Annotated in this window: 11 protein-coding genes, 2 CRISPR repeat arrays and 1 other annotated feature; of the genes, 2 read left to right on the top strand and 9 right to left on the bottom strand. The window is 49.2% G+C overall.

All coding sequences use genetic code 11. The annotated features are described in order from the left end of the window. Positions 1-227: 227 nt before the first annotated feature. Together ACE41H_RS00105 and ACE41H_RS00100 are read left to right on the top strand one after the other, a co-directional pair. Positions 228-1,769 (top strand): phytoene desaturase family protein, encoded by a 1,542-nt coding sequence (locus tag ACE41H_RS00105; protein WP_375352384.1) that lies wholly within the window; start codon positions 228-230, stop codon positions 1,767-1,769. Continuing rightward, a complete protein-coding gene (locus ACE41H_RS00100; RefSeq protein WP_375352383.1) occupies positions 1,741-2,355 on the top strand; it encodes a TetR/AcrR family transcriptional regulator in 615 nt (204 codons plus the stop codon). Before ACE41H_RS00105 ends, ACE41H_RS00100 begins: the two co-directional genes overlap by 29 nt. A 139-nt stretch (positions 2,356-2,494) precedes the next feature. On the opposite strand, the gene ACE41H_RS00095 is transcribed toward ACE41H_RS00100, so the two are convergent. The 9 genes from ACE41H_RS00095 to ACE41H_RS00055 form a co-directional block, all read right to left on the bottom strand. Further along, positions 2,495-3,493 (bottom strand): protease complex subunit PrcB family protein, encoded by a 999-nt coding sequence (locus ACE41H_RS00095; RefSeq protein ID WP_375352382.1) that lies wholly within the window; start codon positions 3,491-3,493, stop codon positions 2,495-2,497. A gap of 113 nt (positions 3,494-3,606) precedes the next feature. Further along, positions 3,607-5,328 carry an arginine--tRNA ligase gene (gene argS / locus ACE41H_RS00090; RefSeq protein ID WP_375352381.1) on the bottom strand — a complete coding sequence of 574 codons (1,722 nt, stop codon included), beginning with the start codon at positions 5,326-5,328 and terminating at the stop codon, positions 3,607-3,609. Positions 5,329-5,509: 181 nt separating this feature from the next. After that, positions 5,510-5,741, bottom strand: a binding site (T-box leader). Positions 5,742-5,850: 109 nt separating this feature from the next. Then, a CRISPR array of direct repeats spans positions 5,851-6,221; the repeat unit is 32 nt; unit sequence ATTTCAATCCATACTCCCGCAGGGGGAGTAAC. A gap of 267 nt (positions 6,222-6,488) precedes the next feature. Next, complete coding sequence (locus ACE41H_RS00085) at positions 6,489-8,540, bottom strand: iron ABC transporter permease (protein WP_375353125.1); 2,052 nt, start codon at positions 8,538-8,540, stop codon at positions 6,489-6,491. Positions 8,541-8,564: 24 nt separating this feature from the next. After that, positions 8,565-9,587 carry an ABC transporter substrate-binding protein gene (locus tag ACE41H_RS00080; protein ID WP_375353124.1) on the bottom strand — a complete coding sequence of 341 codons (1,023 nt, stop codon included), beginning with the start codon at positions 9,585-9,587 and terminating at the stop codon, positions 8,565-8,567. A gap of 528 nt (positions 9,588-10,115) precedes the next feature. Further along, positions 10,116-10,828: direct repeats of the CRISPR family, unit length 32 nt; unit sequence GTTTCAATCCATACTCCCGCAAGGGGAGTAAC. 467 nt (positions 10,829-11,295) lie between these two features. Beyond that, on the bottom strand, positions 11,296-12,240 hold the full coding sequence (locus tag ACE41H_RS00075; protein ID WP_375352380.1) for a DUF4097 family beta strand repeat-containing protein: 945 nt from the start codon (positions 12,238-12,240) through the stop codon (positions 11,296-11,298). 91 nt (positions 12,241-12,331) lie between these two features. After that, the gene (locus ACE41H_RS00070; RefSeq protein ID WP_375352378.1) at positions 12,332-12,562 is read right to left on the bottom strand and encodes a TraB/GumN family protein; all 231 of its coding nucleotides are present in this window, start codon (positions 12,560-12,562) and stop codon (positions 12,332-12,334) included. A gap of 13 nt (positions 12,563-12,575) precedes the next feature. Then, positions 12,576-13,232 (bottom strand): hypothetical protein, encoded by a 657-nt coding sequence (locus ACE41H_RS00065; protein ID WP_375352377.1) that lies wholly within the window; start codon positions 13,230-13,232, stop codon positions 12,576-12,578. A gap of 132 nt (positions 13,233-13,364) precedes the next feature. Then, positions 13,365-13,964 carry a TetR/AcrR family transcriptional regulator gene (locus tag ACE41H_RS00060; protein ID WP_375352376.1) on the bottom strand — a complete coding sequence of 200 codons (600 nt, stop codon included), beginning with the start codon at positions 13,962-13,964 and terminating at the stop codon, positions 13,365-13,367. Positions 13,965-14,116: 152 nt separating this feature from the next. Then, entirely contained in the window at positions 14,117-14,326 is a 210-nt protein-coding gene (locus ACE41H_RS00055; protein ID WP_375352374.1) for a hypothetical protein, read from the bottom strand. Positions 14,327-14,508 lie beyond the last annotated feature (182 nt).

Below are 14,508 nucleotides of genomic sequence, written 5' to 3'. Positions count from 1 at the left end.
TGCAAGAAAACTAGCAAAAACCAGTCTGCTTTGATCCAGTGTCAACCCCAGCAGTATATCTCCGTTTTACTCCGTTATCTCAGGGTCTATTTGATGATTCCATGCTACGAAAGTTGAGTTTTGATTTTAATAAAAGGCTTCTTTTTTCATGAAATATGGTCTATAATGCGATTAACTTAACAGCGTTAATTTAAATAACTATGTTAACGAAAAAAGGAGTGGAAATAATGAGTAAATATGATGTTATTATCATTGGCGCAGGTCTCGGCGGCTTGTCCTGTGCTGCAAGATTGTCCACGCTCGGCTACCGGACGGCAGTATTCGAAAGTCATACTCTCGCTGGCGGTTATGCAACAGAATTCCGGCGCAAGGGTTATGTCTTCGACGTCGCTCTCCACGGTGTGGGCGGGCTGGAAAATGGCAGCTTCGGCCAAATGCTGCAGGCATGCGGAGCAGATCAAGGCATCGTGCCCTTACGCAAAAAGCATCCCTACTCCATCCGCTGGCAAGAGGAAATCATCGATATCCCGTCCGACGCCGAAGCGTATGTGCAGCTTCTCAAAAAAATGTTCCCTGCCGAGCAGAAAGGCATTGACAGGCTGTTTGCAGGCATCCACCGTTTTGCGGCAGGCTTCTCCGCCTTCACTTCCCCCCTCTCCCCTTGGCGGAAAGCTGCAGGCTTGATGAAGGCAGGCACCTTCTTCCGCTGGACGCAAATGACAGCATGGGAAGCGGTAAAACAATTCGGACTATCTGATAAATTCACAGAATTTTTCACCGCACTCTGGCCCTATTATGGTTTGCCTCCGAAACGGCTGGCGGCTCTGTATTTTTTTATTCCATGGCTCGGTTATCATCTTGAGGGCACCTATTACATTCAGGGCGGCGGCCAAGCGTTGTCCAACGCGCTGGTTGACGTCATCCAATCTGCTGGCGGGCAGGTGCATCTGCGCAGCGAGGTGTCGGAAATTGTGGTCACAGATGGGAAAGCAAACGGGGTAAAATTGAAAAAAGGGGAGCTGTACGACGCCAACTGGATTGTGTCCGGCATCAGCCCACTGTTAACTTACGGCCGTCTGCTGCAACACGAGCCTGCTGCCAAGCGTGAAATGGAGAAGCTGAACACGCTTGAAATCGGGACTTCGCTGACTCAGCTATACTTGGGACTGACCTGCGAACCCCATGAGCTTGGCATCACGCAGGAGGATTTGATTTTGTATCATGAGCCAGACTCTGAAACGGATTACGCAGCAGCCATGCGCGGTGAATATACCAAATGCAACTGGAGCATTACCAATTACAACGCCATGGACTCTACGCTTAATGAGCCGGGAAAAGGCTGTATTGCCGTTACCTTCCCGGATAATATGGAGAATTGGCCTGCTGACCGTGCCGCATACAGAACCAAAAAGGCTGAAGTCACACGCCATATGCTGGAGGTGCTGGAGCAGCATTATCCGGGGCTGGCCAGTAAAGTGGCGGTTGCTGAATTAGGAACTCCCCGTACCATGCAACGTTATACCGCCAATCCTGCGGGTGCCGTATACGGCTTCGCGCAAACTGTCCGCCAGTCGGGCATCAAACGGCTGAAACGGACAGCGCCGCTGCACCGTCTGTCTCTTGTGGGCGCCTGGACGCAGCCGGGAGGCGGTTTTCAAGGAGCAATCAGCTCGGGTATAATGGAAGCTGATCGCATCGCCGCCAAGTTGGGGCAGGCAGAAAGGGTAAAACAAACTACTTATGAAGCATATCAAACGCCGCGAACGTGAAAGCCATGAAATCCGCCGTAAAATTATCGAGGCCGCTCGTGATCTTTTTCTAAGTCATGGTTATGGGGAAGTATCCATGCGCAAGATTGCGGACCGGATTGAATACTCACCGACCACTATTTATCACTATTTCGAAAATAAGGAAGCTGTCGTCCGTGAACTGCTCGAGGAAGGTTATGCCTTGTTCCTGCAGGCCCTTCAGCAGCGAGAGCAGGAAGCCAGGGCAGAGGGATTACATGCCATGGATGTGCTGAAAACCGTATGCAAGTCGTACATCCTTTTCGGACTTGAGCATCCGGGATACTACAACATCCTGTTCACCACCAATCTGGAGGGGGCAAGCTCCATTGCGATCATTGAAAATGACCGCTCCAAAGGATTTGAAATGCTGGGGGTCGGTATCAGAAAAGCAGTTGATGAAGGTTATCTGACTATTACTGATGAGCGGTTAACCGCACAAAGCATCTGGAGCATGCTGCACGGTCTGACATCGCTTCTTCTTAGCTTTTATGGTCCGGATATGGAATCCAGAGATGAGCTGATCTCCTTCACCATTGAGACGTTTTTCCGGGGGCTGGGTCGGTAGGCTTTTCTCCCCGCCTTGGATTTTTGTATTAAAAAAGGTCGAGAACAAGAGCAAGTTCCTCCTGTTCCCGACCTTTTCTTGTCACTTCGGCACACTGATGAATGAAGCATGGTCCATTACATTTCAGAACAGACCTGTCTTATTGGCGCAAATGAAGAGCAGATGTATCTGCGCTGCTATCCGCAGGCTTGATGCTGACCTTCTCATATTTGCTGTCCAGCTCTACGCTTGTCTGCGTATCCGTAATCACCTGGATGTTCATTTCCCCTGGCTTCGGACTCGTCAGCTTGTAATAGATGACAGCTTCCGAATCGCTGACATAATCCACACGGTCTACAGCGATGCCATAGCCCGGATTCGGGGCTTCATGACGGGTCAAGGTGACTTTGTTCTTGGTGCTGCTGACTGGTTCGGTGGACATCGTCACCTGATCCTGTGCGTTATCCGACTGGTCAGGTTGTTCAGGTTGGTTCGGCTGCTCTGGTTGCTCCGGTATAGGCAGTGGTTCTGCCGGTTCAATGGCCTTCATTTCTTCTACATATTTTACGGCATTATACACCATTTCCGCCGCCTCGATTCGGGTAATTTCCCGGTCCGGATAGAAATTTCTCTGCTCATCCAGACTCGTAATCTTCGTCAGCAGCAGAAACTGGATAGCCTCAAGAGAGGTTGCATCGAAGTCCTTCTCATCCGCAACTTCAATGTACATTTTGATGACCGGATACTGTCCGGTTGCACTAATCGCTTCATAAAGCATGTCCGCAAATTGCTCCCTTGTCATGGACGAGGCAGGGTTCACATCCCCGGAAACTGGCAGCCCGTTCTGGGCAGCGATGCGGAAGGCCTGCGCATACCATGCATTAGCCGGAATGTTGGCGTAAGTTGCTTCCACAGCGCCCGCTTTTGCCTCTAATCCCATCGCTTTTACAGCGAGTTGTACTCCTTCGGCTACGGTCAGTGTGCGGGATGGGACAAATTTGTCCTTCGTTACTCCATTCACGATACCTTTAGACTTGAGAGCATCCACCTGCTGCTGCTGTGTACCAGATAAGTCGCTGAAAGCAAATGCGGAAGACGCTGCCGCGAGCGAGCAAGCAACGGCAATAAATCCGATCACTTTGTTTTTATGTTTTTTCACAACCGACACCTCCAAAATTAATCAACTTCTGTACTCTCAGACGGGCCATGATGTGAAAATGTTTCACCAGATGGAAAAAAACATCTTTTTATATGAATCGGCGCCCCTTGTTCTTACATCTGATTCGGGGCATGAAGTCCCAACAGATACAGCGAGCGTGCCAGCAGCTCTGCCGTCAGCTCGGTGATCCGCAACCGCAAAGGTCCACCGTCCTCGATTCTTTCATGATGATAAAACCGGTTAAAGGACTGGGCCGTATCCAGGGCAAAACGGGCCATGACCGATGGCTCCAGCCGGTCCACCGCACGTTCCAGCGCCTCCCGGTAACGGCTGAGCTGTTTGAGCAGTGACCAGCCAGCGTCTCCCAGCAGGCTGGTGTCTCCTTCTGCTATTTGCTGCTGCGGCCCGGTATCCGGCTCTGCATTCCGACCAGCTTCACCGTCTGTCTTCTGTCCCTGCAACCGGTTCAGTACACTTTTTATCCGGGCATGTGTGTATTGAACGTAAGGTCCGGTCTCCCCGTCAAAGCGTAGCGCATCCTCCAGTGAAAAATCGACCTCGTTGCTGCGGTTGTTTTTCAAATCGCCAAAAATGACCGCTCCGATCCCTACCTGCTCAGCGACCATATGTTTGTCGGGGAGATCAGGATTCTTGTCTTGGATGACCGCCAAAGCCCGGGACACCGCTTCGTCCAGCACCTCATTCAACATGACGACCTTGCCCCGCCGGGTGGACATCTTTTTGCCTTCAAACCGCATCAGCCCAAAAGGCACATGCTCGCATTGTGACGCCCAGTTGGCTCCCATTTTGCCAAGCACAGCAAATACCTGACGGAAATGCAATTTCTGCTCAGCCCCTACGACATACAACAGACGTTCGGCGTCCATCTCCTTTTTGCGGTAAATCGCTGTAGCCAAATCCCGTGTCGGGTAGATGGTCGTGCCGTCCGTTTTCAGAATAAGGCATGGCGGCAAGTCCAGATCATCCAGCCTTACCACCATCGCTCCGTCGCTTTCTTCCAGCAAACCCAGGCCACGCAGCTCTTCGACGACTGGCTTCATTTTATCGTTATAAAAGCTTTCACCCAGCGCATGGTCAAAGGTGACGCCCAGCCGCTTGTACATCCGGTTGAATTCCTGCATGCTAATGTCCACAAAATAACGCCACAGCCGCTGCGCCTCGGGATCTCCCTCCTCCAGCCTGCGGAACCAGTCACGCGCCTCCGTCTCAAGCGAAGCATCCTGCTCCGCTTCCTCGTGGAAGCGGACATATAACTTCAGCGATTCGCCGATCGGGTCACCGGCCAGCTCCTCATCCTTGCCCCACCGCTTGTAGGCGGTGATTTGTTTGCCAAACTGTGTCCCCCAATCGCCCAAATGATTGACACTTACCGTCTCATAACCCGTTTCGGCCAGCAGGCGGTATAAGGCAGCGCCAATCACAGTGGAGCGCAGATGGCCGATTCCAAAGGGCTTGGCGATGTTAGGGGAAGACATATCGATGACTAACCGCTTGCCCTGTCCGAGGTTGAGTCTGCCAAAATCTTCGGCACCGATCTGTTCCAGCAGCGCGGGGGCGTACACAGCCGGATCAAGCTTCAGGTTCACATAAGGTCCGGCTGCTTCCGCCTGTACACCATGCACCTGAGCAAGTTCCTCGGCAATCTCGGCCGCTGCATTTTGTGGTGCCATGCGGCGTGATTTGGCAAACACAAAACAAGGCAGAGCCGCATCCCCCCACTCGGGATTCGGGGGCTGCTCCAACAGTTGCAGCAGCTCCTGCTCGGATAAACCTGTAGGCCCGCTCAGCACGCGGGCAGCAATGTTCATAATCATGGGCGTACACATCCTTTTTTTCTGGAGTTAGGGAAAATGTCTATCGACGTACATTCACAGAACCCGGACGGTGTTTAGACGGGCTCGCTCGGACTCTCATTTGTACGTTTTTTCGTACAACAACCTGGGAGGTTGTTTTCTTGCCTAGTATATCTAAGAAAAACAAAAAGCCTTCGCCTCATAAAGAGACGAAAGCTGCGCTTCCGCGGTACCACTCTTCGTGCAGAACCGTTATTACGGCTCTCCCCCTCGCAACTGATAACGGCAGTCGGCCGGACAGGCCTGCCTACGGTCTCCCGTATTGGACCTGCCGTCTCCAGGGTGCGCTTCACCATATGCCTCATACCGGCTCCCACCACCCCGGTTCGCTGCAATGGGACTTATACGACTACTCTCCCGTTCACGGACGTTAAATTTACATTATTATACTTACTCTGTGCTTGCAGCACAAGCGTATTTTTTTTCTGCGTCTTGTGTGGGAAGTTACACGGACGCGCCGTTGTGCACTCCAAGGGCCTCGGTATTTCAATCCATACTCCCGCAGGGGGAGTAACTGTTTTGATTATTTTATATGCACCTTCACGAGTGATTTCAATCCATACTCCCGCAGGGGGAGTAACAATCTGCACAATCTTACGCCAGCTTCGATCAATCAATTTCAATCCATACTCCCGCAGGGGGAGTAACATGATTCACCAGGAGCTGCATCCGGTGCCGCACCGGCTTATTTCAATCCATACTCCCGCAGGGGGAGTAACGTAGTAGTTACCCACAATATCCGACGGCTTTGGTGGATTTCAATCCATACTCCCGCAGGGGGAGTAACGTAGTACTGTCCAAAAAATTTTTCCATGCCGACGAATTTCAATCCATACTCCCGCAGGGGGAGTAACAGCGGGCGTTTTCAGCCCTTGTCCCACAAGGCTTCAGGGGCCCAAAAGTGCGAACCTCGAATTCCGTATGATTTTACATAGAGCCATTTTAAGCTAAAACCGTGAAAAACCGTATAAAACCTGGTGGTGCGAATCTCCCGGGAAATTCATGTGCGCTTGGGGTTCGCACCAGCCATCCTCACCTCGGAACATGCCCTCATATGTCCTCATTTTACATCATAAGTCTTACATGTGAATTTCTTTCACATAGGCCCAAGTTTCCATCCATCATGATTTCAGATTAAAGGATCTGAACATTAAAAACAAGAAATAAGGTGCCCCGATCAACGCTATTAACATGCCAGATGGCAACTCGACTGGAGCGAGCACCGTTCGTCCGATCGTATCCGTCAAGACTAACAACAAAGCCCCGAACAAACTGGACAGGATGATGGACTTCCGCGTATTATGACCTACAATCATTCGCACCGCATGCGGAACAATCAAGCCAAGGAAACCGACCGTTCCGACTACTGCTACAGCCCCCGCCGCCAGCAGAACGCCAACAACCATAGCGGCCAACCTCGTGTTGCGAACCGACAAGCCCATCCCGGTAGCACTCTCATCACCAAACGCAAGCAGATCAAATCTACGGCCGAGGTACCACGCAATGGGCAGCAATATAATTAAAAACACAGAGATCAGCTTGACATGCTCCCATGTGCGGGCATACGTAGAACCCGTTAACCATATGTAACCTGAGCTGCCCCATAACGAACCCCGGATAATCAAAGCCTGAATGCCCGCAGATCCAAAAGCAGATACCGCGATGCCGAGCAAAATCAGCACAGAAGGATTCAGTCCTTTATGCCAAGCGAAAATGAAGACAATCGCAGCAGCAGCCAATCCTCCTGCTATAGCGGCTACAGGCATGAAGTGGATAGGTACTTGCGGCCAAGCAATTAAAATAAGCATGGCTCCGAAGCCTGCCCCCGAGGTGATGCCAACAATCGATGTATCAGCCAGCGGATTTCGTACCGCAGCCTGGATAAGCACTCCACTTACAGCCAAAGCTATGCCTGCTCCGGCAGCCACGAACGTCCGAGGCAATCGTAAATTCAAGAGCACAGAGTAAGAAGACGCATCATCTGCTCCAAAGAGGCCGCGGAACAATTGTCCGAGCGGAATCGTTGTGCCTCCCATCGTCATGCTGATTAAAATCAAACCAATGACAAGAACGAACGATAGAGCAACCAGAGGTGGGAACCCTATTTTTATCGGCCTTACGCCTGCCCCTAGTGAATGCTGCCCTCCGGAACCGCTTACCCCTTTCATCTTTTTTAACACAAGCCAGACTAAGCACGGGGCTCCGATCAGCGCCATTACCGCTCCAATAGGCATCTCCCCGACGCTGCTTTTGACAACCCGGGATAATACATCCGCTGTTGTAATTAAAACCGCTCCCCACAAAGCCGCGCCTGGAAGCAGCCAGCTATGTTTCCGAAATCCGACCAATCGAACCAAATGCGGAGCAACCAAACCAACAAAACCAATCGGGCCGACCACACTTACAACAACAGCGGCAACAAGCACTGCCAGGGCAAGACCTATAAATCTCGTCAGATCCACCTTATGACCTAACGAACGCGCTGTCGCTTCATCCAAATCAAGCACATCAAAGAATCTGCCAAACACGGATGCCACAAGCAAAATACCTGCTACCCATGGCCATACATAATAAACGCCATCCATATCCATCTGCACTAAACTGCCAGCGCCCCATAAAAACAAATTCTGTGTTTCCGTCGCTTTGAAAATATGTATGGCTCTTGTAACCGACTCAATGACCAATGAAACAATCATGCCTGCCAACACTAGACGGATCGGAGTCGCTTTTCTGCCCCCACCGAGAACATAAGCGATGGAAGCAGCTAACATGCCACCTGCCGCCGCAAACAGGAGAGGTGAAGACGAAAGCACGGAAGGGAAAAATGCCGTTCCCAGCACAACTACAAAATAAGCTCCAGAATTAATACCAAGCGTATCTGTAGATGCAAGCGGGTTCTTTGTAATCGTCTGCAGCAACGTACCTGCCACAGCCAGCCCTGCCCCGGTCAAAAAACCAAGTACAGTTCTAGGGATTCGCAAATCCCAGATCATGTTGTGATTAGGCACATCTTGCCGATGGAGTAACGCATCAACGACAGACTTTACAGCAATTTCTGCTTCTCCAAAACATAAGCTAACAAAAAATAGAATAAAAAGGGCGGCGATGCCGCCCCCGAATACGCCGATGATTTTCCAGGCGATGTGGTCGTGAAATATTTTTTTCTCATTCATCATCTCATTCATCCATGTGCACCATTATTTCGTTAAAGAATCAACAACACGTTCTACAAGTGCTTTGGATGAGAGGGGTCCGCCAAAAGTCCAGGTGCTTCCATCAATCTGGTAAGTCCGTTTCTCTTTTACGAAATTCAGCCCGTTCCAAACCGCGTTATCTTTGACCGGTTCACCAAACACATTATCATCGTCCTGCACGATATAAATAAAATTCGAGTCTGTTACTGAAGGCAGCGCTTCAATCGTTGAATCCGTAAATCCGTATTTTTCGAATTTTTCCGATTTCCAATCGTTTTTAAGTCCAATGCGATCTAAGGTTTGAGACACCGTAGATGTGTCGGTAAACAAACGCACAGTTGCGGCCTCCTGACTGCTGAATGCTTGGGCAATGACATAATTCAAGTCCGCTTTGCCTGCAGCAGCAAGCTTTTCCTTAGCTTCGGCATAATACTGATCAAGGTCTGCCCACACCTTTTCCGCTTCGGCAGTCTTGCCTACGGCAAGGGCGGTCTTGTTAAAGATATTTTCCATCTCGGTATAGGCATCGCCCTCATTCGGATAAGGGTCAAATTCAATCGTTGGAGCGATCGCATTTAACTGGTCATAAATCGCAGCATTATTGTCCGTATTCGAAATAATTAAGTCAGGCTTTAAAGCTGCAATCGTCTCCAAATTGGGCTCCCAGCGCAAGCCAACATCCTGAACATCAGGAGCTAATGCCGCATCCGCAGTGACCCATTTCGTATATTCTGCATTATCGGCATTTCCAACAGGTTGCACACCTAACGCAATAAGGTTCTCTGCAAAAATCCATTCCAGCACAACCACACGTTGTGCCGGTTTCTCCAGTATCGTCTCACCTTTGTTATGTTTAATTGTAATAGGCCCTGCTGATGAAGTCTCATCAGCTGCTACTGTATTTCCAGATGCTGTATTATTTATATCTTTTGCTGTGCTCGTATTTCCGGCACTTGAATTGCCACATGCGGCCATAATTAGCATGACTACTAGAGTGAGCATTACTACGCTAAGCTGTTTTTTCATCTCTGTCATTTCCCCCAATTTCATTAAGTAATCGCCTTTTTTGTACTTTTCTTTATGTCTTCGCATTAACTGCGGGCTGACTCGCGACCATCAACCCATCTGACGAAACCAGATCTTAGGCAGAGGAACTAAACGACTTGAAATCCACTGCTGACTGATAATGGTTATCACTTCCCTATATATTAATTGATAATGATTGTCAAAATCAACTGAAATCTTTCAACTAGAAAATGAGCTATTGAATTCGCAAAACAGGCTCGAAATAACATTGTTTGAGGAAGCTTGTGTGGGATATTATAAATGGACAAATCAAGATAAAAAAGCTTTCGCCTCATAAAGAGATGAAAGCCTTGCTTCTGCAGGAACCCTCCGCAGGAGTTCCTGTCTGGACTCTTCGCTTCGTAACTGATAACAGTAGTCAGCCAGCCCATGCGAGGAATAACTCTACATAGCCTGACTTGTCGCACAATTGCTAACTCTCTCAGGGGGAGTAACCCCAGCGTTATAAAATGACTGTTCATCCAGAAAGTTTCAATCCATACTCCCGTAAGGGGAGTAACGGGGATTCAAGAAGGCTTACTTGCACGATTGGAGCACAAGTTTCAATCCATGCTCCCGCAAAGGGAGTAACACGCGGATCGCCGCGAAGAATCAGATCTGCGCTGGTTGTTTCAATCCATACTCCCGCAAGGGGAGTAACCAGCATCCACATCGAAACGATCCGCAACTTCATTTGCGTTTCAATCCTTACTCCCGCAAGGGGAGTAACTTTGACGAAATCCTGAATGGGGTCATCCCCGGTATGCAGTTTCAATCCATACTCCCGCAAGGGGAGTAACGGAGCATCCCTTTGTAGAAAACAATCCATTATGGTTTCAATCCATACTCCCGCAAGGGGAGTAACGTTGTGTTGGGTGCCAACCGCTACAGTTTCGAAGATGTTTCAATCCATACTCCCGCAAGGGGAGTAACCCGACTCACATTGCATGCTATGGTGCGCCTATTAAGGTTTCAATCCATACTCCCGCAAGGGGAGTAACTGTTGTTTTACTTTGTCAAACAGTTTATTTATTTGTTTCAATCCATACTCCCGCAAGGGGAGTAACGTGAGCGTATGGAGAGCATTCCGGTAATGTACCGGGGTTTCAATCCATACTCCCGCAAGGGGAGTAACGAGCGAGCGGGCCAAGGAGGTACAAGCTGATGTCAGTTTCAATCCATACTCCCGCAAGGGGAGTAACAGCAGGCGTTTTCAGCCCTTATCCCATAAGGGCTCCGAGGCCCAAAAGTGCGAACCTCGAATTCCGTATGATTTTACATGGGTCAATTTTAGGGTAAAACCGCTAAAAGCCGCGTCAAACCTGGTGGTGCGAATCTCCCAGGGAAATCATGTGCGCTTGGGGTTCGCACCTGCCGTCTTCAGCATATCCTTATTTTACATAATACGTTTTACGTGTCAATTCCATTTGAATTAAACATCTTCACGTAAGCTAAATGTGGGAACAGGATCGGCTTATTGATCAGCATCAGCAACTGATTGAGCTAAAACGTAAAGGTAAGCAAACCGATTTCCTGTTATTCGTAACAGGACCTCATTCAAGCAAATGAACACAAAAAGAGCCCTCACCTCATACAAAAGGCGAAGGCTACGCTCTGCAGCACCACTCATCATGAAGAATTTTTACCCGGGTCTTCACTGCAGCCCCCGTCACTGGATTCGAATATCACCTGAAGTTGCCCGTACTTTGATTACATCCGTCGTCTCTTGCCGGGAATCCGGTGCCTTGATATGTCCGGAAGTGGTCTTCAAGTCGAAGAATCCCTTGAACTCCGGATCGGGCGACAAAGTCACATCACCCGTACGGACGGAGATATCCAGGCTGTCCGAACGTTGCCCTGTCAAGGTAATGTTGCCGGAGGTCGATTTAAACACACCTTTTCCGGTAAACCGGTCAAACTTGATATTGCCCGAATGCAGCGTGGTATCGGCCGAGCCGTCGACATCAACGGCGGTAATGCTGCCGGAAGTCGATTGCATCTTCAGGGCGCCCTTCAGGCCTTCCACCTTGATATCGCCGGAGTGCAGCTGGATTTCCGTATCCCCCTGGACCCGCTCCGCCGTGATATCCCCGGATTTGGAAGTTAGACTCAACCGTCCGGCGGTGATCGCTTCCGCGCGCAGATTGCCGGAAGAAACGGACAAGTCGATATTTTCCGCCTTCAAGCCGGTAAAGCTGGTCTTGCCGGAGCCCGATGTATAGCTGATCTGCTGCAGCCGGGCGTCATCCGCCAGCGCTACAATCATCCGCAGCTTAATGGACTTGTAGTTGGGAGAGACTAATTTCACATCCCTCTGCAGTGGCAGCTCCAGCCCATTGCCCGTGATCTCTGTCGCTTTCAACTGATCGATCGTGTTTTGCTGCATATTGCCGCTGACTTCCACGTAGTTGGAGCCGTCGGGGCTGGCGATAAACTCCATGTCCACATCATACTCGCTATCGACGACGAGCGTACTCAGCTCGTCCTGCGCAAACGTCCATTTCTGCTCGTGAGCGGGCAACTTGTCGACAACATCGAGCGACTGACAAGCCGTTCCGGCGAAGCTCAAGACGATCAGTGCGATTCCTATAAAATACCACTTTTTATTGTTCATGATTAATTCTCTCCTCAATGTTCGGATATAACAGCACATATAAACGTTGTTAGCCGAATCCAATCCGTAAACATATACCGGCTCACATGCCTTAATATATGCGTTCGATTTTGTATCCTTTTTTCTCGAGTTCACCTGGGACACTCGGATCAATCACAACATGTGCGGAACCGACCATAACAAAATAAGTCTGTCCACCGTCATTCTGAAAAAATTCATCAAGTTTGTTTGCCATATCAATCTTTCTATGCAGCACCTCGTGGCGCTCCAATTCAATTGAGCCATGAAACATGCCGGGGTGTACAGATAAATTGAATTGCATAGGCAGCTACATACTAAGAGCTACCGTCTAGCAACGCGTTCCATCGCAATCGTGTTGCGCGCTCCATACTGGCTGCAACGGCGCAGAGCCCGAGCGTGATGTTGAGCCAGATCGGCAGAGCAATGGGCGAGTTGAAGTTCCCGAAGCGCTCAGCTATCGGGGGCACCTGAGAGACTGCATCAATGACCTGAGGGATAGCAAGAAGAATAGGGATAATGAGCATGATCAGCGACAAAAATCCGATCCAGCGGCTCAACGCCGGGTGCTCGCGTTCAAGACGGGCGCGCCGTCCTTCGGCGGAACGCTCGTCCGGGGAGAGCTGCTGCTTGCTTCCCTCGGTGGTAACATAGTCGCAACGCTTAAGGCCGAAAACTGAGCCCTCTACGATAATCATTCCTCCCGGCACGGGGAAGGCCGCGGGGAGTTTGGACTCGGCGTGATGCTTGCCATCGAGGTACAGGTGGGCCTTGCCCTTACCGTCGTCCGTCTGAAACTGTTGCCAATACGGGACGTCAACGGCGAAGACCGTTTGTCGGCCATCATCGTTGGTCAACGTGAGGTAAAACAGGGCACGGTTGAGCGGTTGCCACCATCGAAAAGGCTTTAGTGAACGCCCGTTCCCTGCCTTGACTCGTTGCGCAGCTTTGCGCCACTTATGGTTCTTGATCATTTTAGGCTCCTTTCAACTGGAATATTCTGAAGAACAGTGACAAAGGCCTGCCGCAAAAACTTTGGTTAACTGCAGCTGCTCACTCCCCAACGTTGGGTTCACAACGACGTTATATATCTCACTCTCGTTTTTTTATTTGATCATTTTTAAAACGCTCTTAATCATCTTTTCACTGTAATCTTCAAGGTTTAGCTTATTTTCATATTGAGGCAATGACATCGATCCTGATATGGCACCTCGAATGACAATTGCTATCACTTGAGGGTCGAAGTCACCAAATTCTTTAGCTTCTTGTCCTTTATAAAGAATCTCTCTCAACAAAACATTTAATTCATCTTCCTCATGAACTTCTGCCCGATAATAAGGGACGTTGTCTGGTGTGCGACCATTAAAAATAATTTCAAGTAACGCATTGTTATATCCACGGTTTGTACCCTGATATGCCAAGCTTGCTTCTATAAAAGTCATTAATTTCTCCATATACGGTTGTTTCTGTTCCACTTTTCCCTTAATAAAGGCTCGCTCTTGCTCAACCAAATACATCAAAGTATTTCTCATCAAATCTTCCTTACCAGAGAAATGATAAGATATAAGTCCTGTACTTATACTCGCTTTATTTGCTATTTTGGAAAGGCTTGTGCTGTTATATCCAATTTCCGTCAAAACCTCTATAGCAGCTTTAATGATTTGTTCTCTCCGCGCATCAGCTATCAAAGATTGTTTGTTTTCCATTTATTCATCTCCCTTTTTGTTATTTGATTGTTCATTTTTTATTTTGGTCGATCAATCAATTTTTATTCTAAATACTTTTCTGTCCCCTGTCAATGTTCTGTAGGGAGCTCTACTGTTGAAAAAAAGTCAAAGGACGGCCTGCGGAATCAAAATCAAAAAAACGGACCAGGCAAAGAACTCATCATTGCCGATCCGTTTATTTTTTCATCCACTTCTGTTTCTTCGTCAGATTGTGGACAAACCAAAGCCAGCCGACCTCCAAACTTGCTTTTTGTAAGCATTGGAACAGAAAGCGCCGGAATCCCGGTTATGTTTGATTGCCCAGATACACTTTCTGGCTCGTACATCTGCCGGACACTCAAGACGCCCCTCTCTTCACTGGATAGGTTCCTTCCACAAGGGGAAAACTGACCTAGGATCATAACGGTGTGATTATGCGCCGATTTCAATCCATACTCCCGCAGGATGAGTAACTGGGGCGTTTTCAGCCCTTGTCCCATAAGGGTTCCGGGGCACAAAAGTGTGAATCTCGAATTCTGTATGA

This window comes from Paenibacillus enshidis (assembly GCF_042136365.1).
GTDB lineage: Bacteria > Bacillota > Bacilli > Paenibacillales > Paenibacillaceae > Paenibacillus > Paenibacillus enshidis.
This window is presented reverse-complemented; position numbering and strand designations above follow the sequence as displayed.